Source organism: Thermopirellula anaerolimosa, assembly GCF_054657335.1.
In genome coordinates this window covers 3000438-3021624 of record NZ_BAAHYX010000006.1, presented here as the reverse complement: position 1 = coordinate 3021624, position 21187 = coordinate 3000438, and the positions used below count along the sequence as shown (strand labels likewise).

General features: G+C 61.9%; 18 protein-coding genes. 12 read left to right on the top strand and 6 right to left on the bottom strand.

Annotation, left to right across the window (positions count from 1 at the left end; genetic code table 11):
- Window positions 1-300 precede the first annotated feature (300 nt).
- On the top strand, window positions 301-1410 hold the full coding sequence (locus ACYQ6J_RS16800; RefSeq protein WP_460185351.1) for a glycoside hydrolase family 5 protein: 1110 nt from the start codon (window positions 301-303) through the stop codon (window positions 1408-1410).
- A 950-nt stretch (window positions 1411-2360) separates the two neighbouring features.
- Here the strand turns inward: ACYQ6J_RS16800 and ACYQ6J_RS16795 are convergent.
- Window positions 2361-3701, bottom strand: coding sequence for a Gfo/Idh/MocA family protein (locus ACYQ6J_RS16795; RefSeq protein ID WP_460185350.1), 1341 nt, complete (start codon window positions 3699-3701; stop codon window positions 2361-2363).
- A gap of 571 nt (window positions 3702-4272) precedes the next feature.
- On the opposite strand from ACYQ6J_RS16795, the gene ACYQ6J_RS16790 reads away from it, so the two are divergent.
- The 6 genes from ACYQ6J_RS16790 (at window position 4273) to ACYQ6J_RS16765 (ending at window position 11234) form a co-directional block, all read left to right on the top strand.
- Window positions 4273-4977, top strand: coding sequence for a 3-keto-disaccharide hydrolase (locus ACYQ6J_RS16790; protein WP_460185349.1), 705 nt, complete (start codon window positions 4273-4275; stop codon window positions 4975-4977).
- Window positions 4978-5244: 267 nt separating this feature from the next.
- Window positions 5245-7038: a S1 RNA-binding domain-containing protein gene (locus tag ACYQ6J_RS16785; protein ID WP_460185348.1), complete on the top strand. Its 1794-nt coding sequence runs from the start codon at window positions 5245-5247 to the stop codon at window positions 7036-7038.
- 166 nt (window positions 7039-7204) lie between these two features.
- A complete protein-coding gene (gene lipA / locus ACYQ6J_RS16780; protein ID WP_460185347.1) occupies window positions 7205-8179 on the top strand; it encodes a lipoyl synthase in 975 nt (324 codons plus the stop codon).
- Window positions 8180-8270: 91 nt separating this feature from the next.
- On the top strand, window positions 8271-9569 hold the full coding sequence (locus ACYQ6J_RS16775) for a lipid-A-disaccharide synthase (protein WP_460185346.1): 1299 nt from the start codon (window positions 8271-8273) through the stop codon (window positions 9567-9569).
- A 75-nt stretch (window positions 9570-9644) separates the two neighbouring features.
- Entirely contained in the window at window positions 9645-10379 is a 735-nt protein-coding gene (locus ACYQ6J_RS16770) for a metalloprotease (protein WP_460185345.1), read from the top strand.
- A gap of 432 nt (window positions 10380-10811) precedes the next feature.
- Window positions 10812-11234: a DUF3467 domain-containing protein gene (locus ACYQ6J_RS16765; RefSeq protein ID WP_460185344.1), complete on the top strand. Its 423-nt coding sequence runs from the start codon at window positions 10812-10814 to the stop codon at window positions 11232-11234.
- Between the two features lie 249 nt (window positions 11235-11483).
- On the opposite strand, the gene ACYQ6J_RS16760 is transcribed toward ACYQ6J_RS16765, so the two are convergent.
- Both ACYQ6J_RS16760 and ACYQ6J_RS16755 read right to left on the bottom strand, forming a co-directional pair.
- Window positions 11484-12482 carry a methyltransferase gene (locus tag ACYQ6J_RS16760; RefSeq protein ID WP_460185343.1) on the bottom strand — a complete coding sequence of 333 codons (999 nt, stop codon included), beginning with the start codon at window positions 12480-12482 and terminating at the stop codon, window positions 11484-11486.
- A 145-nt stretch (window positions 12483-12627) separates the two neighbouring features.
- Window positions 12628-13170, bottom strand: a complete 543-nt coding sequence (locus tag ACYQ6J_RS16755) for a SufE family protein (RefSeq protein ID WP_460185555.1) — start codon at window positions 13168-13170, stop codon at window positions 12628-12630.
- Between the two features lie 643 nt (window positions 13171-13813).
- Between ACYQ6J_RS16755 and ACYQ6J_RS16750 the strand changes: the two genes are divergently transcribed.
- The 3 genes from ACYQ6J_RS16750 (at window position 13814) to ACYQ6J_RS16740 (ending at window position 15649) form a co-directional block, all read left to right on the top strand.
- Window positions 13814-14506, top strand: a complete 693-nt coding sequence (locus tag ACYQ6J_RS16750; protein WP_460185342.1) for an RraA family protein — start codon at window positions 13814-13816, stop codon at window positions 14504-14506.
- Window positions 14507-14750: 244 nt separating this feature from the next.
- Window positions 14751-15080, top strand: a complete 330-nt coding sequence (locus ACYQ6J_RS16745) for a DUF6793 family protein (RefSeq protein ID WP_460185341.1) — start codon at window positions 14751-14753, stop codon at window positions 15078-15080.
- 212 nt (window positions 15081-15292) lie between these two features.
- Window positions 15293-15649, top strand: coding sequence for a DMT family protein (locus ACYQ6J_RS16740; RefSeq protein WP_460185340.1), 357 nt, complete (start codon window positions 15293-15295; stop codon window positions 15647-15649).
- A gap of 165 nt (window positions 15650-15814) precedes the next feature.
- On the opposite strand, the gene ACYQ6J_RS16735 is transcribed toward ACYQ6J_RS16740, so the two are convergent.
- A complete protein-coding gene (locus tag ACYQ6J_RS16735) occupies window positions 15815-17101 on the bottom strand; it encodes a uroporphyrinogen decarboxylase family protein (RefSeq protein ID WP_460185339.1) in 1287 nt (428 codons plus the stop codon).
- A 237-nt stretch (window positions 17102-17338) separates the two neighbouring features.
- Window positions 17339-18367, bottom strand: a complete 1029-nt coding sequence (gene ruvB / locus ACYQ6J_RS16730; protein WP_460185338.1) for a Holliday junction branch migration DNA helicase RuvB — start codon at window positions 18365-18367, stop codon at window positions 17339-17341.
- Window positions 18368-19068: 701 nt separating this feature from the next.
- Between ruvB and ACYQ6J_RS16725 the strand changes: the two genes are divergently transcribed.
- Window positions 19069-19338, top strand: coding sequence for a BON domain-containing protein (locus tag ACYQ6J_RS16725; protein WP_460185337.1), 270 nt, complete (start codon window positions 19069-19071; stop codon window positions 19336-19338).
- Between the two features lie 125 nt (window positions 19339-19463).
- Window positions 19464-19757, top strand: coding sequence for a BON domain-containing protein (locus ACYQ6J_RS16720; protein ID WP_460185336.1), 294 nt, complete (start codon window positions 19464-19466; stop codon window positions 19755-19757).
- Between the two features lie 147 nt (window positions 19758-19904).
- Here the strand turns inward: ACYQ6J_RS16720 and ACYQ6J_RS16715 are convergent, their stop codons facing one another.
- Complete coding sequence (locus ACYQ6J_RS16715) at window positions 19905-20900, bottom strand: aldo/keto reductase (RefSeq protein WP_460185335.1); 996 nt, start codon at window positions 20898-20900, stop codon at window positions 19905-19907.
- Window positions 20901-21187: the final 287 nt, after the last annotated feature.

Sequence of the window (21187 nt, the reverse complement as noted above, 5' to 3'; positions counted from 1 at the left end):
GGACGTGGGGCTAACCGCGCGACGCCGCGTACGACGCTTCCCGGCCATCCCCCCTCGCGAGAAAAGACGAGCGGTGAACGCGGGATCGGCGGTCCCCTTTGCCTATTGTAATCCCGTTCAAACGGCGGCAACCAGTAGCAAAAGCGGCGGGCCGCCGTCTAGTGCAGCTTCGATCGCCTCGATAAGATGATGGGCGACGCGGCCCCGCCTTCCGCGTCGGATCGAGAACCCATCGGCGTTGTTCCGCCGCGGTCGATCACCGCGACGGTTGCATCTTTCAGTTTCCGGGAGGTATCCGCCATGCGTGCGATTGCCGTCGCGTTGCTTCGTCGTTCCTTTGGCGAGAGGGTTTGGATTCTCGCGCCGGTCGTTTTGCTGCCGCTGCTTGCGGGCGGCGCGACGCTTACATTCAGATCGGGAAGCGTCCTCGCCGAAGAGGCCGCGGTCGCTGCCCAGACCGATTTCCCCGACGCCGCCGAGATCAATCACCGTTTGGGGCGAGGAGTCAACGTGATCGGCTACGATCCGCTGTGGCGGGACCGTTCCCGCGCGCGATTCGAGGCGGGCTTTTTCCGAATGATCCGCGAGGCGGGTTTCACCCACGTCCGCATCAATCTACACCCCTTCCGCGACAATCCCCATCAAGAGCCTGGGAAGTTGGTCTTGCGACCCGAGTATCTCGAAACCCTGGATTGGGCCGTCGGGCACGCCTTGGAGGCGGACCTCGCCGTGATTTTGGACTTCCACGAATTCCAGGCCATGGCCAAGGACCCGGAGACGCTGAAACCGGCCTTTCTGGCCTTCTGGGAAACGGTCTCGCGGCGATATGCGGATCGCCCGCCGCAACTGTTGTTCGAACTGCTCAACGAACCGAACACCAAGATGACGGACGAAATGTGGAATCAATTCGCGTCCGAGGCCCTGGCCATCGTCCGCAAGACAAACCCTCGCCGGACGGTAGTGATCGGACCCGCGCAGTGGAACAACATTGCGCATCTCGATCGCCTCGTGCTGCCCGAAGACGATCGTTGCATCTTGGTAACGATCCATTACTACAGCCCATTCGATTTCACGCATCAAGGGGCGGCTTTTGCGGGGAAGGCCGACAAGGTGGGCATCCATTGGGGGTCGGACGCCGATCGGCAAGCGATTCGTGCCGACTTCGATCGCGCCCAGGTCTGGGCCGAGGCGAACCGTCGACCGCTGTACTTGGGCGAGTTCGGCGTGTACGACCGCGCCCCCCAAGAGGATCGCGTCCGCTGGCTGAGTTTCGTCACTCGTGAAGCCGAGCGGCGTGGTTGGAGTTGGGGCTATTGGCAGTTCGACGGCGATTTCATCCTGTTCAACATCCCGGAGCGAAAATGGGTGGAACCGGTCCTGAAGGCGATCATGCCCGAGGCCGAAAAATAACCGCTCCCAAGATTCGCGCCGCCCTTTGGCTCGATAAGCGCTACGACTCGCAAAGTCTCCTCGGCCAACGGCGCAAAGATTACCGAGCCTGCGGCTTGCGATGTGTAAGTGAGCGAGACTATTTGGCCGATAATCGGCGTACCGGAATTGATTCTTTTGCCGACATGGCAAAGGCGTGGGGTTGGGAAAACGCGCGGCCCGCGCTTTGAGTCAAAATCCGGCCGGTCCCCGCCGCCGGCACCGCGGAACCGCGGCGGATTTATGTTCACAAGTTGCTTACGGATAGGCATTTAGGGGTTTTTCTCGATCCGGCGCGAACCCAAAATGTTTTGCGCTTGACTTTCTTTACGAGGTGTGTATTTATAGAAGTGGCGAGAGTGATCGGAACCTCGCCGGAAACCTCCAGCCGAAACAGGAGACGGAAGCATGTTACGAAAGGGTATGCGGTCCAATCCTGGCTGAGGGGCGTCCGACGGCGGCGTCGGGCGCCCGCGTTGAGGCGGTCGATTTTTCCATGATGTTCTCATGGTCGAACGACAGGAGGGCCTATCGAAAGCAGTCTCATCTCTTCAGCGTGCTGCCTTCGGCAAGACGCGTTGCGACCGAGATAGGGCCTGCGAATAACATCGGTACCCGTCAACGCGGTGGGTGACCTGGCATCCTAGCCTCATCATTCAGGGCGCAGTCCTTGGGTGAGTCGAGAAGTCGGGTCTAACGGCGTGCAAAGCCGATAGGAACGCGTCACCGCGCTGCGAACCGTGCCAACGTGCTGCCCGCATGTGGCATGCCCCGGATCGCTGCGTCTTGCGTTATTAACTCCGAACGAACGAAAAGGGCGAGAAGCGTTTCAGCCTCTCGCCCTTACTTATTTTGTTACTTGTCGCGAATCGCTTTTGTTACTTGGCGAAAACCGGCCATGCCGTCGCATCGAATGGTCGCCGGTGGAAAGGTCAGACCTCCAGGGTCCACGGCGCCCGGTATTGCTTGGTGACCAGGGCATCCGCCTCGGGGTCCCCAACGATGCGCTCGTTCTTGGCATCCCAGCGAACCTTGCGACCGACGCGCCACGCGATATTCATGAGGTGGCCGGGGTTCGTCGCCAAGTGTCCCGCCTTGACGTCGGCGGGCGGCGTCTTGCGGTCCTTGATGCAGTCGATGAAGACCCGGGCATGTGCCTGAAGACTGGTGACGTGCACGTCTTGCTTGAACGCGTTCGGCACCGTCACGTCCGGCGGGGCGTCCTGTTTGCCTTTTTCCGGTTCCCAAGAGATCGTGTACCCGCTGCGATCGATGGTCAACGAGCCTTTGGTCCCGTAGAAGCACTTAGCGTGCGAACGTTGTTGACGCCGCGCCGTCCCGCTGAACGTGTATTGCAGCAGGAAGCCTTTCTTGGCCACCGGAGTGGCAGGGTATTCGCAGACCGCCACGAACGAGTCGGGCCATTCGGTATTGGTCTTCTCGAAGGCGTAGAAACCGCCCATCGCGGCGGCGCTGAGCGGGGCCTCGGCCTGTAGGAACCAATGCACAATCTGGTAGTGATGCACGGCCCAATCGACCTGCCAACCCCCGCCGTAATCGAAGAACCAATAGAAATACGCGAATCGGTTGGGGTTATAAGGAACCTTGGGCGAGGGTCCCAACCAGAAATCCCAATCCAGTTCGGCGGGCGGGTCGGAGTCGGGCGGGGCGCCGAAACCGGGATACAAGCAATCGAAATCCCATACCCGGACCTCGCTGATTTCGCCCAACTGGCCGGACTGAACGATCTCGGCGGCCTCTTGATAGTGCGGCCAGCTCCGCTGTTGCGTTCCGATCTGCACGACGCGGTTGTACTTTTCCGCGGCGCGGACCGCCGCCCGGCCTTCTCCAATCGAAGTGCCCAGCGGTTTTTCGACGTAAACATCCTTGCCCGCCTGACAGGCGTGAACGGTGGGAAGAACGTGCCAATGATCGTTGGTGGCCACGATCACCGCGTCGATATCCTTGTTTTCCAGCATCTTGCGGTAATCGGAATAGGCTAGGATCGCGTCGCCGCCGAATTGCTTTCGGGCATCGGCCAAGCGCCCCGCGTGAACGTCGCAGACCGCCGCGATGCGAGCATCGGACAATCGCTGATGCGCGGAGGCGACCGCGCGACCTTCGCCGCCGCATCCGATCAGGCCAACGTTGACGGTCTCGTTCGCGCCCGCCGCCAGGGACTCCGCTCGGAGAATCGCTTGCGGACCAAACCAAGCCGCGGCAGTACCCGCAGCGGCGGTTTCCAGGAATCTGCGTCGCGTCGTTTTGCCCATCGTGCCTCTCCTGTAAAAAAAGATGTCGAACTGTCGTCCCAAGCGAAAACCGGCATCCGTCCCGCCCATTCGGCTTTGCCCGCCATCCCAGTTTTCACGAGCCTTCCGAGGAAGGCAAAGCTGAGCCGGGTCGGCAACAGACCGAATGTTGATAAAATTCGGCATGAATGCGTCGGCTGGACGGACGCTCCAAATTATTCCCAGCACAACCCCGAACGTCAAACCTTTTCCGCGTAGGACAAACCGATCCCGGACTGGCGGCGCATCTGACGGACCGACGGCTTAGCGGTACTTCCGCGATTCCGACGCCGACGCTTTGCCGCATCCTATCCGTCTTGCCGTCAGCCGTGTGAGTTTTCCCGGTTTGATCTCGCCCCCGCGAAACATGGGATGCCGCTAACGCCTTGTGACGGGGGAGGTTGCGTCTTAAGATGAGCAGAACGGGCGATCCGGCGGTGCTTGGCGGTCGCCGCCCCCGGACGATCGCGCCCGCGATGGTGTGGCCAAGGGGGATTTCCGCCTGAACCGAGGATCATGATTGAATGGACGTCGTTTTTGAAAGGGTTTTGCCGTGAAACAGCTAGGGATGTATTGGGCACTGTTGGGACTATTGGTTCTGCCCGCCTGGGCGGGGGGGGAAGAGGCGAAATCGGCCGGTCATCCGGACTCCTCGACCTGGGAGGACCTTTTCGCTCCCGACCTCTCCAACGCCACGTTCCCCAAGGGCGTTTGGACGTTTCAGGACGGCGTTCTCACCGCCTCCGAAGACCAGGCCATTTGGACGAAGAAAGAGTATGCCGATTTCGTGATCGACCTGGAGTTCAAGACGGAACACGAGACCAATAGCGGCGTCATCGTGTATTGCAGCGATCCGAATAATTGGATCCCGAATTCGGTGGAGATTCAGATCGCAGACGACTACGCCGAAAAGTGGGCGAACGCTCCGGCCAGTTGGCATTGCGGGGCGATTTTCGGGCACCTGGCGCCGAAGAAGTCGGCCGTCAAGAAGCCCGGCGAGTGGAATCGCATGACCGTCACCTGCCGCGGTCCGATCATCACGGTCGTTTTGAATGGCGAATTGGTCACCGAAATGGACATGCGGAAATGGACGTCGGCCAAGACCAATCCCGACGGTTCGGACATTCCGCCCTGGTTAAGCCGTCCCAAGGCGGAGTTGCCGCAAAAGGGCCTGATTGGATTGCAGGGCAAGCACGCCAACGCCCCGATCTTCTTCCGCAATATCAAGATCAAAGAGTTGTCGGATTCCGCCCAATAGGCCAATAGAAGGGTAGTCCGCAGCGCCGCGATTGCCGATTGGAGTGCGCCGCGATCTTCTCCCGTCTCCGAACCGCTCCGTCCTACAAGGATCGGTAGCCGATCTTGGACCGTCCTAGAGTAGCCGGAGGTACCGCCGTACAATGAAGTTGTGCGCCGTCGCTGGGCGGCGCCGGCGTGGTTCATGCGCCCGTTTCCCGTTCCCGCACATCGGCTCCCTTGGGTCGTCGCGAGTCGATGGCATTGTGTTCCATGAAGAGTTGACGAAATGATGAGTGACGAAGTTCACCCCGTGCCCGAGGATTCGGCCGACGCTCCGACCCGCTCCCCATCCGAACCGGAAACCGAGCGACCGGTTGCGACGCCGCCATCCGAGGAACGATCCGGCGATGAAGGCGCGTCGGCAGGCGAAGCGGGTCGGGAAATGGACGAACGACCGGCCAAGCGAAAAATCTTGATCGGTTCGCAGCGCGACCCCGCCGCATATCGCGCCGGACCGGGCATGCCTTTGACCCCGGGAAAACGCCGACCCTTGGGCGGGGCGGAGGCATCGGGCGAGGAAAAGGATCGGACGGCGAGAGAAACGAGCGCGGAACCGTCCCCGCCGCTTGGCAGCGAACCTCGCGCCGCCGTGGCGAGAGACGAGGATTCGCCGCGTCCCGTCGCGCATGGTATTGCGGCCGACGATTTGGACGAGGACGAGGTCGACGAAGAGCAGCAGCGGTTGAACGCCGAAATTGAGCGACTGAAGGCCGAGGTGCAAGAATCGGTCGGCGAATTTCAGCCGCTCGGCTCCCCCACGATTTCGCTCAAGCGGCAGGCCCTACCGCCCGACCTTCAGCGCGAACTGGAGGAAGCCCTGGGTGACGCCTCGCTCGATTCCCTCATCGACGAGACGGCGGAGAAGGTCAAGCTGGGACGGTTGGAAGCGGATTCCCGGCACCTGGGGAAAATCCTGGCCGTCCACCGCGAGAACGTCTTCGTGGAATTGGGTTCGCGCGAACAAGGCATTGTGCCCATGAAGTGGTTCCGCGAGCCTCCGGAGGTGGGCCAACCGGTTGAGGTCCGCGTGGTCCGGTACGTTCCGGAGGAAGGCTTGTACGAACTGACGTTGCCCGCCGCGGCAGCAGACGTGGGGGACTGGGCCGATCTGTCCCAGGGTATGCTGGTCGAGGCCAAGGTCACGGCGGCCAATTCCGGGGGCTTGGAGGTCCAGGTCAACCGTCTGCGGGGCTTCATTCCAATTAGTCAGATCGACCTCTTTCGCGTGGAAAAGCCCGAGGATTACGTCGGGCAGTCGTTCACCTGTCTAGTGATCGAGGTCAATCCACAGCGAAAGAACCTGGTCCTCAGTCGCCGCGCCGTCCTGGAACGGGAGCGCGAGCAAGCTCAGAAGGCCCTTTGGGACTCCCTCGCGCCGGGGCAGGTTCGCGACGGCGTAATCCGCAAACTGATGGATTTCGGCGCCTTCGTGGATATCGGCGGGGCGGAGGGTCTGCTCCACGTCAGCCAAATGGCCTGGGGGCGGGTCAAACACCCCAGCGAATTATTCCGCGAAGGGCAGAGCATCAAAGTGCGGATCGACAAGCTGGACCGCGACGCCCGCAAAATCAGCCTAGCCTACCGCGATCTCATGTACAATCCCTGGGACGAAGCCGACAAGAAGTACCTCCCCGGCAGCGTTTGGAAGGGTACCGTCACGCGGTTGATGGACTTCGGGGCGTTCGTCGAACTGGAACCGGGCGTGGAGGGGTTGGTCCACATCTCCGAACTTTCGCTCAAGCGGGTTAACCGCGTCAAAGATGTGGTCAACGAAGGCGATGCCGTGGATGTGATGGTGCTATCGTTCGAACCGGAGACCCGCCGCATCGGGTTGTCGATCAAGGCGCTTTTGCAAAAGCAGGAGGCGGAGGCGGCGGGCGCGGAAGCGACCGAGTCGGCCGAAGAGTCGCCCGCCGAAGCGGAACCGGCCAAGCCGGCCAAGAAACTCAAGCCGGTCGGCCCGTTGAAGGGCGGTCTGGGGCAATCCCCCGGCGGCGCAAAGTTCGGCCTGAAATGGTAGCGGCGACTCGACCCACGGTGATCGCGCACGGTGTGTTCGCCCGAATCGCCGCGACCGATCGACTCGGCGCTTTGCCGCCGTGCGTATCATTCCGTTAGGAACGGCGACGCCTCGCAGTTCCGCTGAGTCTCGCGATCTTTCATTTCGAATGGGTGCGCTATTCTCCATGAAAACCACATCGTCGATGGCCGACTCGGGGCCGCGCCCGGCGCTGCCGCGTTGGCTCAAACGCAACGTCCCCAAGGGTGACGCCGGGCGATTCACCGCGAAGTTGATCGACGAATTGTCGCTGGTCACGGTGTGCGAAGAGGCCAAGTGCCCGAATCGTATGGAGTGCTATGCGCACCGCACCGCCACGTTCATGATCTTGGGTGACGTGTGTACGCGGCGCTGCGGCTTTTGCAGCGTGGCCAAGGGAAAGACCCGCCCGGTCGATCCCACGGAACCGCGGCGCGTGGCGGAGGCCGCGCGGCGATTGGGTCTGCGGCACGTCGTCGTCACCTGCGTGACGCGGGACGATCTGCCGGACGGCGGCGCCGAACATTTCGTGCGGACGATCGCGGCGATTCGCCAACTTTGCGACGCCGCGGTGGAAGTCTTGCCTTCGGACTTCGCGGGCAACGGATCGGCGGTGGATCGCGTGGTGGATGCCGCCCCCGATGTTTACAACCACAACACCGAGACCGTGCCGCGGTTGTATCCTACGGTCCGCGGGCGGAAGGCCGACTACCGCTGGACGCTGGAGATGTTCCGCCGCATCAAACGCCGCAATCCGGCAGTCCGCACCAAGAGCGGCTTGATGCTGGGACTGGGCGAAACCCGGGGTGAACTCCTCGATACGTTCGCGGATCTGCTCGAGGCGGGCGTGGAAATGCTGACCCTGGGCCAGTATCTGCAACCTGCGCCCGAGAGTCTCCCCGTCGTCCGCTATCTCGACCCGCAGGAGTTCGACGAAATCGGTCGCGCGGCGCGAAAAATGGGATTCCACCGCGTGGCGAGCGGACCGTTCGTCCGTTCCAGTTATCACGCTCGGGACATGATGGTCCCCTTGGACGAGGTTGCTCCCGACGACGAGCACTCGACCGGCGCCGTTGTGACGGAATCGTGCGCGGGTGCCTCATCCGCCGCGCATCACGGATGAAGAGGGCGGAGGCGCGCGTCGCTCGTCGCGTCGCGGACGCCGATCGGATAGGTTCGTCGATAGGCCCGATGACGGAGGTTCGGACCGGATCATGTTGCTCTTTTTCTCGGCGGGCGAACCAAGCGGCGACCAGCATGCGTCGGAATTGCTTCGCGAGATGCGGACGCTGGACGACACGGTCCGCGCTGTGGGATTCGGGGGTCCCCGCCTCCGCGCCGCCGGTTGCGAACTGTTCGAAGACCTGACGCAACATGCCGTGATGTGGTTCCGCCGGGCGGGCGGGGCCTTGCCGTACTATCGCCGACTGTACCTTCAAGCGGAAACCTTTTTCCGCGAACAACGCCCCGATGCCGTGATTCTGATCGACTATCCGGGCTTCAATTGGTGGGTGGCCCACGCCGCCAAAAAGCACGGCGTTCCGGTCTTCTACTACGTTCCTCCGCAAATCTGGTCCTGGGCGCGTTGGCGTGTGGCAAAGATGCGGCGCCTGATCGACCACACCTTCGCGTGTTTGCCCTTCGAGGCCCGATGGTTTCAGGAGCATAGGTGTCCCACCACGTATGTCGGTCATCCCAGCTTCGACGAGTTGGCGCGTCACGCCTACGACGAGGCGTTCGTCCGCAAGGCGGCGGAGGGCGGACCGCTCTTGACCGTCTTGCCCGGTTCTCGGAACCAGGAAGTCGAGGCCAACGCGCAAGTCATGCATCGCTGCGTGGAGCGGGTCCGCCGAGCGGTGCCTGAGGTCCGCGTGGCGGTGGCGGCCTTTCGCGAAAGTCATGCGGCCCGATTCGTCGCCAAGGCGACCGGGGGAAATCCGCCCGCCGCGCAATTCGGCGATGGGATGGACGGCGTGGAAGCCCTGCCGGGTTGGCGGTTCTACGTCGGTCGAACGCCCGAATTGATCCGCGCGGCGACGAGCTGCCTGTCGGTCTCCGGTTCCGTGTCGCTGGAGCTTTTGTATCAGGAAAAGCCCGGCGTCATCGTGTACCAAATCAATCCGTTCGCGTTTTGGGTCCAAAATCGCTTTCGCAGGGTGAGGTATATTACGCTGGTGAATTTGCTGGCCGACGGCGGCTTGGATGACTCCGATTTGCGCTTGTACGATCCCCGTTCGCCGCGTGCCGATCGCGCCGTCTTTCCCGAGTACTTGACCTACCGGGATCGCAGCGAGGATATGGCGAAGCACTTGATCGAATGGTTGACGGAACCGCGGCGGCGCGAACAAGCGGTGCAGCGCTTGGCCGCGCTCAAACGCGAATTGGATTGGGAGGGGGCATCGAGTCGGGCCGCTCACGCCGTGTTGCAAGTGGTGGAACGACACCGGTCCGGCGAATCGCCGCCAACGCGCGAGGAGGGACCGCCCCGCTGCGGCGCCGCCCCGACCCGTTGAACCGCGATCGACCGGCGAACAGACCGACGGGCCGTGTCCGCTCCGCGCGGCCTGCGGCCGAAATGGAGGTGAAACATGCTCGGCGGGGGACAATCCGAAACGCCTTACGACCTATACTTCGCGATCTTCAACATTCCCGTCCGCGTGCACCCCTTCTTCTGGATCGCCATCGCGATCCTGGGTGCCGGCAATCGCGACCTCTTCGGCATCGTAAGCTGGGTGCTGGCCGCGTTCCTGGGCGTTCTGCTTCACGAACTGGGGCATGCGCTGACCATGCAATCGTTCGGATTCTATCCCAGCATTACCCTTTACGGATTGGGCGGTTACACCGAATTCGGCGTGATGCGCCGCCCCAACGCAGGCAGGCTCTCCCCCGCCGCGAAAATCCTGATTACGGCGGCGGGACCGTTCGCCGGTTTCGCGGTCGCCGCCGCCTTGACGGTGCTCTTCGGCGTTCTGCGGTTTAATCCCGTCGTTTACGTCGGTCCGCCCATTGGCGTGATGGTCTTTCTCCGCGAAGTCGTCATCAGTCCTTGGTTCACCGACTTTCTGAACGATTTGTTCTTCGTGCTGATTGCCTGGGGAGTCTTGAACCTGATTCCCGTCCTTCCCCTCGACGGCGGCCAGATCGCCCGGGAATTGCTGGGTTGGAACAATCCCGCCTTGGGCGCATACCGCGCGGCAGCCTTGTCCTTCGTGGTCGGCGGTGCTATGGCCGCCCTGTGCATATTCTCGAGCAATTGGTTCCTGGCCATCCTGTTCGGGTATCTGGCCTATATGAATTACGCGGGCCTCACGATGCGGTGGTAGCGCGAGCGCGTGCGGTCGAAGTGCCGCGGCGTCCACCAGCGCCGGCGAACGAAGCGGTCGAGCACCCGAAATTTGCTCGAAGACGCCTAATTCCAGGTGCGACTGTACCGATTGCGCAGCGTAGGCAAGGCGTAGCGCCAAAAAGCATCGGGCGTCGGCCGAGTTTCGTTCAAACCGCCGTTGGGCGTTGAAAACACCGTGTTATATTGAAGAAGAAGTTCGTCCTGCGTATCGCGGGCGGCATTGTAAAGAGATTGGTACCGCAGCCCGTTCGGCGAGTGATCGGACGGTACCGTCCGGTCCGGTGAAGCCGGGTTTCGGTTCGAGCTGCCGAGAGCGGTCTCGGCGACGGCGGATGTTGCGAGGCACTGCTTGCCCGACTCGCCGTCGAAAGTTGTGTCGGACGTTTTTACCACAGAAAGGGAGTCAGCCGTGTCGAATCCACTCGATTTCCCCGAAGAAAAGGACCAGGTAACCGCCGCCGCTGAAAAGCAAGAGTCCGGCGAACAGCAGGCCGGCGAAGTCCAGCGGCAACAGCAGCAGCCCGCCGCGCAACGCGTCGCGCTGCAAATCGATGACACCAAAGTCAACGCCCTCTACGCGAACTTCTGCCGCGTGACGGGTACGCCGGAAGAGCTGATCATCGACTTCGGACTCAACCCGCAACCGATCGGCGTCCCCACCCAACCGATCGTCATCAACCAGCGGATCGTGATGAACTTCTACACCGCCAAGCGGATGCTGCACGCCTTGCAATTGACGCTTCAGCGGCACGAGGCGACCTTCGGCGTGCTGGAGACGGACATCCAGAAGCGCGTTCGGGCCATGCCCAACCAACCGCGCCCGCAGGGTTGATCACCGCTTGAGAACTGCGGCGACCGCAGGTCCGGCATGGAAGCGACGCGACTCCGACCGGAGACGCGAGCATGCGGATCGCCCACCGTCATTGAAAACGCGAAATAAAGGCCGGGCCGAGGAGATTCACGAAATCCCCTCGGCCTCCATTATTGGATTCTACGAGAGAAAACGTCTCGAGGCTCCGCAGTGCCCTGCGGCATCGCGAGGTCGCGGCGGAATAGCCCCAGACCGCCCGGGCGTCGCGGATCACGGACGGTGGGCGAGAATCACCGAGTTCATGGCCTCCGAGCGGAGGCGGAGGAAGGGTTCTCGAAAGCCCGCCGCTTCCAAGTCCTCTTGGTATTCCTCGAGCGTGTAGGTGTTGCCCTTGGGCGTATTGGCCAGCATATTCACGGCGAACAGCGCCCCTTCGAAGGGAGCGGTTCGGGAAGGCTCGAGGACCACATCGCGAATGGCGATTCTTCCGCCGGGGACCAGGGCCTCGAATACCTTGCGGAACAAGGCCCGATTCTGCTCCCGCGAATTCTGATGCGCGATGGCCGAGACCCAAGCGAAGTCGGCCCCGCCGGGCAGAGGATCCGCGTAGAAGTCCCCCGTCACGAAGCGAATGCGGTCGCTGAAACCGTTCTGCCGCGCCAATCGTTGCGCTTGTGCCGCCGCGTGGGGAAGATCAAAGTAGATTGCCTGAGCGTTGGGCAGAGCCCGAAGAAAGGCGAAGGTCCACGTACCCGGTCCGCCGCCCACGTCCAGCAGCGTTTGAAACTCCAGCGGCTGCAAATCGGCGACTAGGCCGTCCGCGACGTCCCGCGAGACGCTTTCCATGGCCAAAATGAAGTCTGCCAAGTCGGCGGCGGGGCCTCGAATGCCGGAAGGTTTCGGCGCCGGGACGCCCGACTTCACCGTCCATGCCAATTGCACCCAAGCGCGCATCACGTTCATGCGGTGGCGGATCATGGGTGCGACGGTGGCGGGCGAGTGATCGGACAGGCATTCGCGGATTCCGTCCGTGACGCTGTAGCGATTGCCGTTCTTCTTGAGGACTTGAATCGCGGCCAAGGCGTCCAGCAGAATCGTTAGCGCCCGCAGATCGGTTTCCGTGCGTTGCGCCAGTTCGGCGGCGGTGTCGCCTTGCGGCGAAAGGGCGTCGAAAATGCCCAATTCGGTCGCCGCCCCCAGGATGCAAGCTTGACGAAAACCGTCGCTCAAGCCCATAAGCCACGTCTTGGTTTCCGCGACATCATGCACGATTATGTTCTCCTGCCAACAAGTTTTCGAGAGAATGCTTCCTCGGTAAAGGCCAAGCGGGGCATCGCTTATCCGGCGACCACGGCATTGCGTCGCCGAGACGTGCCCGAAAACGGCGGGGAGTTGCGAATATCAAGGTGGGAAATCAAGCCCCGGCAGCATCGGCGGTCGGCAGTGCCGACGCCGATTCCTGCTCGAACGACTGCGTTTTCTGCCGCGCAGCGTCCTGAATCCTGCGGATCATGGCCGTCAGACCGTTCCGCCGGTTATAGCTGAGATGCTTTTCCAATTGCAAACGCTGGAAGAGGCACCGAATATCGCAGGACAAGACCTCTTCCGGCGTCCGCCCGTTGTAGATACGCAATACGATGGCGAGCAGCCCTTTTACCATCGGCGAGTCGCTGTCGGCCAGCACATGAAGCCGAGGCGGATCGTCGTCGCTCCAAGAGAACGCCATCCAGACCGTGCTCAAGCAACCGTGCACGCGGTGCTCATCGTCTTTGAACTCGTCCGGCAGCGGTTCGAGGGTGTCGCCCAACTCCACCAAGATTTGATACCGCTCCTCCCACTCTTCCACTCCGGCAAATTCCGCCTCGACCGCCTGCATGGCGCGGTCCAGTTCGCACGAGGCTTCCGTCGCACAGCACCAGTTATCGTGGGCCTGGGGAGATGTCGATTGGTTGAGCATGGTCAAGGTAAGGCAGATTCGGTCGCGTTCACGATGGTCGGATGCGGAACAACTGCTATTTCCGAAAACTTATCTACGAAAAAAAGGCGTGCTCCGTTCGGGTAAGATCCCGCCGAGGCCGGTTCGGATGTGAACCCAACGAAGACGGCTGAGCCTAAATGTTCAAAATGCGGCTTACGCAGGCCTGTTTTATTTCGGCCCAAACCCTCCTTGGATTGTATCCTACCCGACGGTAGGGGACAACACGCTATTTTCAACTTTTTCAATTGTGTTTATTCATCGCCACGCCGCGCCCCGACGGCGCAGCAATCCAAATGCCCCCTGGAGCCACCAGTGTAAGCTGGTGGTGAGCACCGTCGTAAGCTGATGGTGAATTCCGGCATTAGCTAATAGTGAATTCCGGCGCAAACACCGCAGAATTCGGAAACTCCACAGTTGACAACCTGCGAGAATTAGACAGACTTACTTGGGGGACAGGAACCGCAAAACCGGCTTCCTGCGCGGTCCGCTTTACCCCACCGAACGGGGCGGCACCGCGAGGCACCTGTACCGCCGCACGATTACCGCAGTCGCGGGGCGAGGCCTTTGCCGGGCCGAACCGGGTTGCGTGCCGCATTCGGCCGACACTTTGGGGACGCGTACCATGAACCAGACGAAGAACGATGAGCAGATTTTCGCCCTGTTTCGCCAGGAGCTTTCCACGGCGATCGTCGGCGAGGTCTTGGATCAATTTGGGCTGGGGGCGCAGTTTCTCCCCAATGCCATTCGTCCGTTGGATCCGCGAATGACGATCATCGGCCGAGCCATGCCCGTTTTGTTCGCCGATTGCTTCGAGACCTTCTCCCCCAGCGGGTTGAACCCCGTCTTTGCCAAGCCCTTCGGCTTGATGTTGGAGGCCCTGGATGATCTTCGACCGGGCGAGATCTTTTTGGCCACCGGCGGGCGAAATCACTTGGCGATGTGGAGCGAATTGATGACGCTTCGGGCACAGCGGTTGCACGCCGCAGGGGCCTTGGTGGATGGTTGCGTCCGCGATACCGCCGCCCTGCTCCGGATGAATTTTCCCGTCTTCTGCCGCGGTTCGTTCGCGCAAGACCAACGCATCCGCGGAAAAGTCGTCGACTTCCGAGCTACGGTCGAGATCGGCACGGTCCGAGTCCGCCCCGGCGATCTTGTTTTCGGGGACTACGAAGGTGTCTGCCTCATCCCGCAAGGAGCCGAGGAGGAAGTCGCCAACGCCGCACTGGAAAGGACGAAAAAACGCTCGGAGGTCCGCCGGGAATTGGAGTTGGGCACGTCGGCGGTCGAGATTTTCGCCAGGCACAATATGATTTGACGCCGTTCGGTCAGGCTGCCGTCAGCCCTTGCGAGTGACTATCCGTCCGACTCGCCGCTGGGGGGGCCGACGACGAAATCGCACGACAGAGTATAATGCAACAAGTTGGGCGACGTTGGGCAGAGAAAATCCATCCATGAGAGGGGTTTTCAAGACCGGACCGGCCCAACCTTGGGTTGGTGGATGCAGGCTCGCACGCGATCGCCGGGAATTTGGGTCATTTTTGATAGAGGTTCCATCGTTCATGCCGCTTTACGAGATTGAGACCGAGTGCCATATCCTGATCACTTGGGCGGAGAGCGAAGAGTCCGCCCGGGAAGTGGTGCAGGCCAGCTATCCCCGCGAAAAGCTCCTCCGCTTGGCCAAGCGGCCGCGCAATACCTGGGTCATTTCCAAGGCTGCCCTAGGACTGGGTCTGGGTGAGAGGACGGACCCCTGCAACGTCGCCCGAGATTGCTTGGCCCGCGCTGCCGGCGACAAGATTCACGCCATTCGGTTGTACATGCAGGAGACGGGCGTGGACCTGGAACGGGCGAAAAAGGTCATCGAGTCCAACATGGTGATGGGCTGGTGAGCGTGCCCGGCTTTCGCCGTCAACACCGCCCCATGCCGCCGTGCCTCGGCGTAAATTCCGCTTGACGACGTTTGCGTCCGGCGATATTCCGCCCCCCTCCTCGATCGCGTAGTATTCCCGGCGTATTGTTCCCTTCCCTCGGGCGAAGCGTTCACGAACGGCTTTCCGAATTCCGTCCCCGCGGTTGCATCGTTTTGCCAAGGCGACTTTTTATGTTTTGGCCGCGCGTTCTCCCCATCTTGCTGCTGATCGGCTCGAACATCTTCATGACGTACGCTTGGTACGGTCACCTCAAGGACCTCAAGCATGCCCCAATCTTCGTGGCGATTCTTGCCAGTTGGGGAATCGCCTTCTTCGAGTACTGCTTGCAGGTGCCCGCGAACCGAATCGGCAGCGGCGTCTATTCGCTCTACCAACTCAAGGTGATGCAGGAGATCATCACCATGGGCGTCTTCGCGGTCTTCGCCACCATGTACATGCGGCAGAGTTTCAGTTGGGATTTCGTGGCGGCGGGTATTTCATTGACGGCGGCGGCCTTCTTCATGTTCCGCGGCTTGAGCGGGGGATGAAACGGCACGCGACTTGGCCCGTATTCGCCGCCGACGCTTCTCGCCGGGGTGCTCACCATCGCGTGGCAGTGAGCGTGAACACGGCGAGGGCATTTACGAACCGGCGGTGTTCGCCTTAGCCTCGCGCATGATTCGGCGGTCGAGGCATATCCGCACACCCGGCGCTCAAGGCACCGGAAACGGCAGACCGCGGCAAGTATTCACGGCTTCGTAGAGGGCCAGCAAGTTTTCGACGGGTACGCCGGCCTGCACGTTGTGGACGGTGTTGAATACGAAGCCGCCGCCGGGCGAAAACGTGCGAATGCGCTCGCGGACCTCCCAGCGAACATCGTCGGGCGAACCGAACGGCAGCGTCTTTTGGGTGTCCACGCCGCCGCCCCAGAACGTCAGTTTGTCGCCGTACTTGCGTTTGAGGATGGCGGCGTCCATGCCCGCGGCAGAGCACTGCACGGGGTTCAAAATGTCGAAGCCCGCCTCCACGAAATCCTCTAAGAACGCCGTCACCGACCCGCACGAATGGATGAACGTCTTCCACGGCGTGTTCTCGTGAATCCAGTTGTTGACCCTTTGGTGAAAGGGCTTGTACAGTCGGCGATAACTGGCCGGGCTGATGAAGGGACCTTGCTGCTGTCCGAAGTCCGTCCCCGTGACGAACACCGCATCCACGCGGTCGCCCACCGCTTCGTAAATGCGCCGGAGGTTGGCGACGCCGATCTCGCATTGTCGCTCGAAGACGGCATAAACGTAATCGAATCGCGAGGCCGTGCTCATATACCACTCGGCGACGTCGCGGATGCCCTTGGGGTGCTTGAGAAAAGGAGCGGGCACCAGGGCGATGTCACCGAAGGCCGTTCCGCCGAAATTGGCCAGGACCGCCTTGTCGGTATCCCGCCGCAATCGCTCCGCCTCGCACGCCAACCATTGCAATTCGTCGTCTTCGATGGGCGTGAATTCCTGCAAGTTATCTTCGGGATCCAGACGCTCGTCGTCGATCGGATCTTGGCGGATAATCGTGTCGAAATAAAAGCCGTTCTTCGGCATGCGACCGCTGGGCGGAGCGGAGCGGTCGCCCTCGGGATACATCAAGATGTCGCCGTTGGGCTCCGGTTCGGTGTTGAAGTCGCCTGGCACCAAAACCGGCGTACCGTCCCACAATTGCCACGGCTTCCAATCCTTGTTTTCGAAGCCGAACATGTTCTTGCGGCGACCGAGCGGGACGACGTCCACGCCCAGGGCGTGAATCAGTCGGTCGTCGATTTCTCCCAGCATTTGGTACGGTTCGACGACCTTGACGGGCGTGCCGGGCGGGTCCAGCTCGAGGGCCTGGCGGAGAAGATAAACGCTGCTGACGTGCATCCCCGTGACTGCGCTGCCTCCCAAATCCAAGGGCAGGTAATCCGGTTCTTCGTGCCGCAGCGCGGCCTGTACCCGCTCACGTGAAGACATCGCCATCGATCACCCCCTCCGAGCGTTCATCGTTCGATCAAAGTTTCGAGCAAACCGATACGCCGCCCGTACGCGTCTGAGCATGTCTGACGCCGGCAATGGGACCCCTCGTCCCTCATTAGGACCATATTGTAGGCCGCTCAACATGACACCCGCAACGCATCGGCGGTTTGCGTCACGAAGCGGTTTTTTCGCGTTTGGCGGCAGACACAGGCCGCGAACCAATTGCGGGCCGACCGTCGATCAGTCGAAAAGCGTGGGCTGATCCTCACCGGGCGCGGCGACGGGTGACAATCCCAAGTGCTCGAAGGCCTTGGCGGTCATCCGTCGTCCCCGCGGCGTGCGGACGATCAATTCCGAGCGGAGGAGAAAAGGCTCCACTTCATCGACCAGGGTGTCGGCGGGGATGTTCATGGTGTGGGCCAGGGCCTCGACCCCCACCGGTCCCCCACCGAAGACCCGCGCCATGGTCTCCAAGTAGCGACGGTCCTGCCGATCCAGGCCCAAATGGTCGACCTTTTGCATGGCCAGGGCGTCCTCGGCCACCTTCTTCGAGACCCGACCCGACGCCTTGGCCGTGGCGAAATCGCGAATCCAGCGGAGGCGGTTGTTGGCGATGCGGGGCGTGCCGCGACTCCGTGCGGCGATCAATTCGGCGGCATCGTCCGCGATCTCGATGCGGAGCTTGACCGCGTTGCGGCGGACGATCTCGGCCAGTTCCGTGACGGTGTAGAATTCCAAGTGTTCCCGCATGTGGAAACGGTCCCGCAGGGGGGCCGAAATCAAGCCCGTCCGCGTCGTAGCCCCGATCAACGTGAAAGGCTTGAGCCGCAGGTTCAGTGTCCGTGCGTTGACACCCTCCCCCAAGGTGATGTCAATGCGAAAGTCCTCCATGGCGGGATAGAGGAATTCCTCCACCGACTTGTGCATGCGATGGATCTCGTCGACGAAGAGCACGGAACGCTCCTCGGCATTGGTGAGATACGGTATCAGGTCCTTGGGGGCCTTAAGGGTGGCGCCGCTGGCGATTTGGACGGGCACGCCGAGGTGCCGAGGGATGCACATGGCGAAGGTGGTCTTCCCCAACCCCGGCGGACCGTCGAACAAGATGTGCCCCAAGGGTTCCCGACGGACCAGCGCGGCGTCGATGGCGATCTTGAGCCGCGCGTAGACCTCCCGCTGTCCGACCATCTCTTCCATCCGCTGTGGGCGGAGGTCGTGATCGTCGTCCGGGGCGGAGACAGGCGGTCTAAGGAGGGGTTCACGTGTCATGATGGCGGAAATACGGCGGTGCCGGGGAATACCGGACTGGGAATTGTCCGACGATTCGCCACGCGACCGATCCAAATTCGGGTGCCGAGGACGCACCGGGACGTCATGGTTTTCCCAGTCCGCGGCGATTTTCGTTATCGGTAGTATATCCGAACGGTGGGATGGAGCGAAGGCGGAAAGCCGCAGCGATGACGCCGGCGGTCCGCGCTCCGTCGCGCGGTCGCACCATCGGCTCACGCCGGTGCCGCGTGAGAGCCGATGGGGAGCGAAAACGCGTTGCGTAACGCGTCAGCGCGAGCCTCGGGCGTCAGCCCGAGGTGGAGACGCCGGACAACGTGCAACGTAGAAAACGCGTTCGCAGTTCTTCCACCGCCGGCTTACGCCGGCGGCTCATGCTTACGATACAACAAAACACTTCGTCAGGTCACGCCGCCGGTTCGGAGATCGTTCTTTCAACGCACGATGCCGGCGCCGCAACATGGTAGACGGTCGGGCGGGACCGATTCCAGGATTGACTCCGCACCGGTAGCCGGTATAAATAGTAATGGTTGCCGAGGAAACGAGTTCCATCGGCGAACGACGAATTCAATCTCGCGTAACGATTTCCGATCGGCTCGGCACTCCTCACCACGGCATCCCTCATCTTCGGCCGCGCCGTCCGGATCGGAAATTGCGAATTGGGGCGCATAGCAAGGATGACAATGATGGTGGTCGAGGTTCAAGAGTTTGCTCCGGACACGGTGATGCGCCTGCGCCGGGCATTGGCCGAAAGTCCGGTGTACGAGCTTCGCGACGTGACGGCCTCCATCGAGGACGGAAAAGTCGTCCTGTGCGGCACGGTCTCCAGTTTTTATCACAAGCAACTGGCACAAGAGGCGGTTCGAGCGATTGCGGGACCGGGAGCGTACGACATCGACAATCGCATTACGGTCCGCAGTCTCGAAGCGACCGCCGCGGTCTCGGCGGATTAGTCGCACCCCAGCATGGAGGGAGTGCGTTTCGATTGCGGGGAGGTGAAGGACGGGAGGAACGGATTTCTCTCCAAGCCGGAGGGCGGCGAACGAAGGATCCCGAAGTGCCGCCCAGGGAGGGAGCCATGGCTTTCTTGCCGTACGACCAGGATGTCGTGATCCAGTTGCGAGGCGTGCGGGAATTTCCCCTCGCCCCGGTCGCCGCCGAAGTCGATCGTTTGGCGGCCAAGATCGAACGGGCCATCGACGAGGCCACCGCGGGCGGTATTCAGGACCTCCAAGTTGTGGTGCTGCCCGACGGCGTCGTCCTCACCGGACGCTGCCCGACTTATCACCTTAAGCAAAAGGCCCAACATGCCGCTTTGAAATTCGTCTCCGGCAACCTGGAGAACGAAATCGAGGTCGCTTGGCGGCGTTGAGCCGATCCGGCGGTTAGGAAACGCCGATGCGACGCGAGAGGGTTACCTCTCGTCGAAGGCCGGGCGCATACCCCGGGAGCACCGATCGAGCGATGCCGAGCGCGGGGGAACATCCGTCCCCCTCGGCACAGGGCCGAAAGATGGGGTTCAGGCCGCGACGGCCCTTTCCTCCAAGACGGCGGCCACGCGGGACTTGAATTCGTCCATCTCCGATTCCAGTTCGAAGCCCACGATCATCACGTCCACACAACCGGAGCCCATCACAAAGCGCAGGGCCTTCTCCCGCAATTCGGGGTCTTTGCTAAAGGCCCCTTCGCCCACGACCTTCATGGCGATGACGCCCTTGCCTGCGTCGTGAATTCGCTTTAGAACGGGCTGCACCACTTCCGGGCGATCGTCCATTTTGGTGCCCAGGTGATTGAACCGACTGTGCACCACCTCGACCCAATCGGATTCGGCGGCGGCCTCCAAGGCGGCGACGGAATGGCACGAGACCCCGTGCGCGCGAATCAGCCCCTTCTCCTTCAGTTCCTCCAACTGATCCATCTGCCGCCGCATGGTGGAGGTCCAGTCTCGGGCGGTCATGCAGTGGATTTGTACCAGGTCGATGTAGTCCGTGCCCAATTCCTTCAGGAATCGCCGCACCGCGTCGCCGGCGTCCTGCCGCTCCGTTTCGGGAAGTCCGCTTGGGTGGAACCAGACCTTCGAAACCAGGGCGTAGCTGTCGCGGGGTTTATCGCGGAGGACCTTGCCCACGTACCCGTGGCTGCCGTAGAGATCCGCGTTGTCGAAGAGGCGGATGCCGCAGTCGTAGGCATAGCGAACGATCCGTTCGGCGTGATCCATTCCGCGGCGGGTGAGATTCGATTCGCGGTTGTAGGATTTCACGCCGAAGCCGATCCCGATTCGGGGCACCGTGAGCGACTTTCCCAGCGACACCCAGGCCGTGGGATCCCGGGAAACCGGGGCTTCGACGACGTCGGCCCTGCTGGTCGCGATGCCGCCGCCCAGCAGGACGCCCGCCGAACCGGCCATCGCCTCGTTCAAGAACTCACGTCGATCGACACGCATCGCATTTGGCTCCATGTTGGGGTCTCTTTCTCTTGCTTCCACCCAGTGCAACCGCCGGTTTACCGTTGCCATCCCAACCTCGGGAGAATCACCCGAGGCACAGCAACCGGGCATCGCGTAAGGTTGCGCGGGCCTTGCCGACGGTTCTTGCCGTATTGTATACGTGCCGCTCGGAGAGGCCACCCGTGGGCGTCCTCGGCTTGGCTTGCCCCCACCGCCGGCTTACGCCGGCGGCTCATGTCTGCGCCGTCAAAACGTGTTCCACAGGACACCGCCGGACCTCACCGGTAACTCTTGGAACGGACGCGGCGCGCAAGCGTGATGCACAACGCGGCAGCGCGAGCCTCGGGCGGCAGCCC

What these genes read in the sequence shown, in the direction of transcription:
- ACYQ6J_RS16800 (WP_460185351.1), top strand. Translation starts at nt 301, where the DNA reads ATGCGTGCGATTGCCGTCGCGTTGCTTCGTCGTTCCTTTGGCGAGAGG.
- ACYQ6J_RS16795 (WP_460185350.1), bottom strand. Translation starts at nt 3,701, where the DNA reads ATGGGCAAAACGACGCGACGCAGATTCCTGGAAACCGCCGCTGCGGGT.
- ACYQ6J_RS16785 (WP_460185348.1), top strand. Translation starts at nt 5,245, where the DNA reads ATGATGAGTGACGAAGTTCACCCCGTGCCCGAGGATTCGGCCGACGCT.
- lipA (WP_460185347.1), top strand. Translation starts at nt 7,205, where the DNA reads ATGAAAACCACATCGTCGATGGCCGACTCGGGGCCGCGCCCGGCGCTG.
- ACYQ6J_RS16775 (WP_460185346.1), top strand. Translation starts at nt 8,271, where the DNA reads ATGTTGCTCTTTTTCTCGGCGGGCGAACCAAGCGGCGACCAGCATGCG.
- ACYQ6J_RS16770 (WP_460185345.1), top strand. Translation starts at nt 9,645, where the DNA reads ATGCTCGGCGGGGGACAATCCGAAACGCCTTACGACCTATACTTCGCG.
- ACYQ6J_RS16755 (WP_460185555.1), bottom strand. Translation starts at nt 13,170, where the DNA reads ATGCTCAACCAATCGACATCTCCCCAGGCCCACGATAACTGGTGCTGT.
- ACYQ6J_RS16750 (WP_460185342.1), top strand. Translation starts at nt 13,814, where the DNA reads ATGAACCAGACGAAGAACGATGAGCAGATTTTCGCCCTGTTTCGCCAG.
- ACYQ6J_RS16745 (WP_460185341.1), top strand. Translation starts at nt 14,751, where the DNA reads ATGCCGCTTTACGAGATTGAGACCGAGTGCCATATCCTGATCACTTGG.
- ACYQ6J_RS16740 (WP_460185340.1), top strand. Translation starts at nt 15,293, where the DNA reads ATGTTTTGGCCGCGCGTTCTCCCCATCTTGCTGCTGATCGGCTCGAAC.
- ACYQ6J_RS16735 (WP_460185339.1), bottom strand. Translation starts at nt 17,101, where the DNA reads ATGGCGATGTCTTCACGTGAGCGGGTACAGGCCGCGCTGCGGCACGAA.
- ruvB (WP_460185338.1), bottom strand. Translation starts at nt 18,367, where the DNA reads ATGACACGTGAACCCCTCCTTAGACCGCCTGTCTCCGCCCCGGACGAC.
- ACYQ6J_RS16725 (WP_460185337.1), top strand. Translation starts at nt 19,069, where the DNA reads ATGATGGTGGTCGAGGTTCAAGAGTTTGCTCCGGACACGGTGATGCGC.
- ACYQ6J_RS16720 (WP_460185336.1), top strand. Translation starts at nt 19,464, where the DNA reads ATGGCTTTCTTGCCGTACGACCAGGATGTCGTGATCCAGTTGCGAGGC.
- ACYQ6J_RS16715 (WP_460185335.1), bottom strand. Translation starts at nt 20,900, where the DNA reads ATGGCAACGGTAAACCGGCGGTTGCACTGGGTGGAAGCAAGAGAAAGA.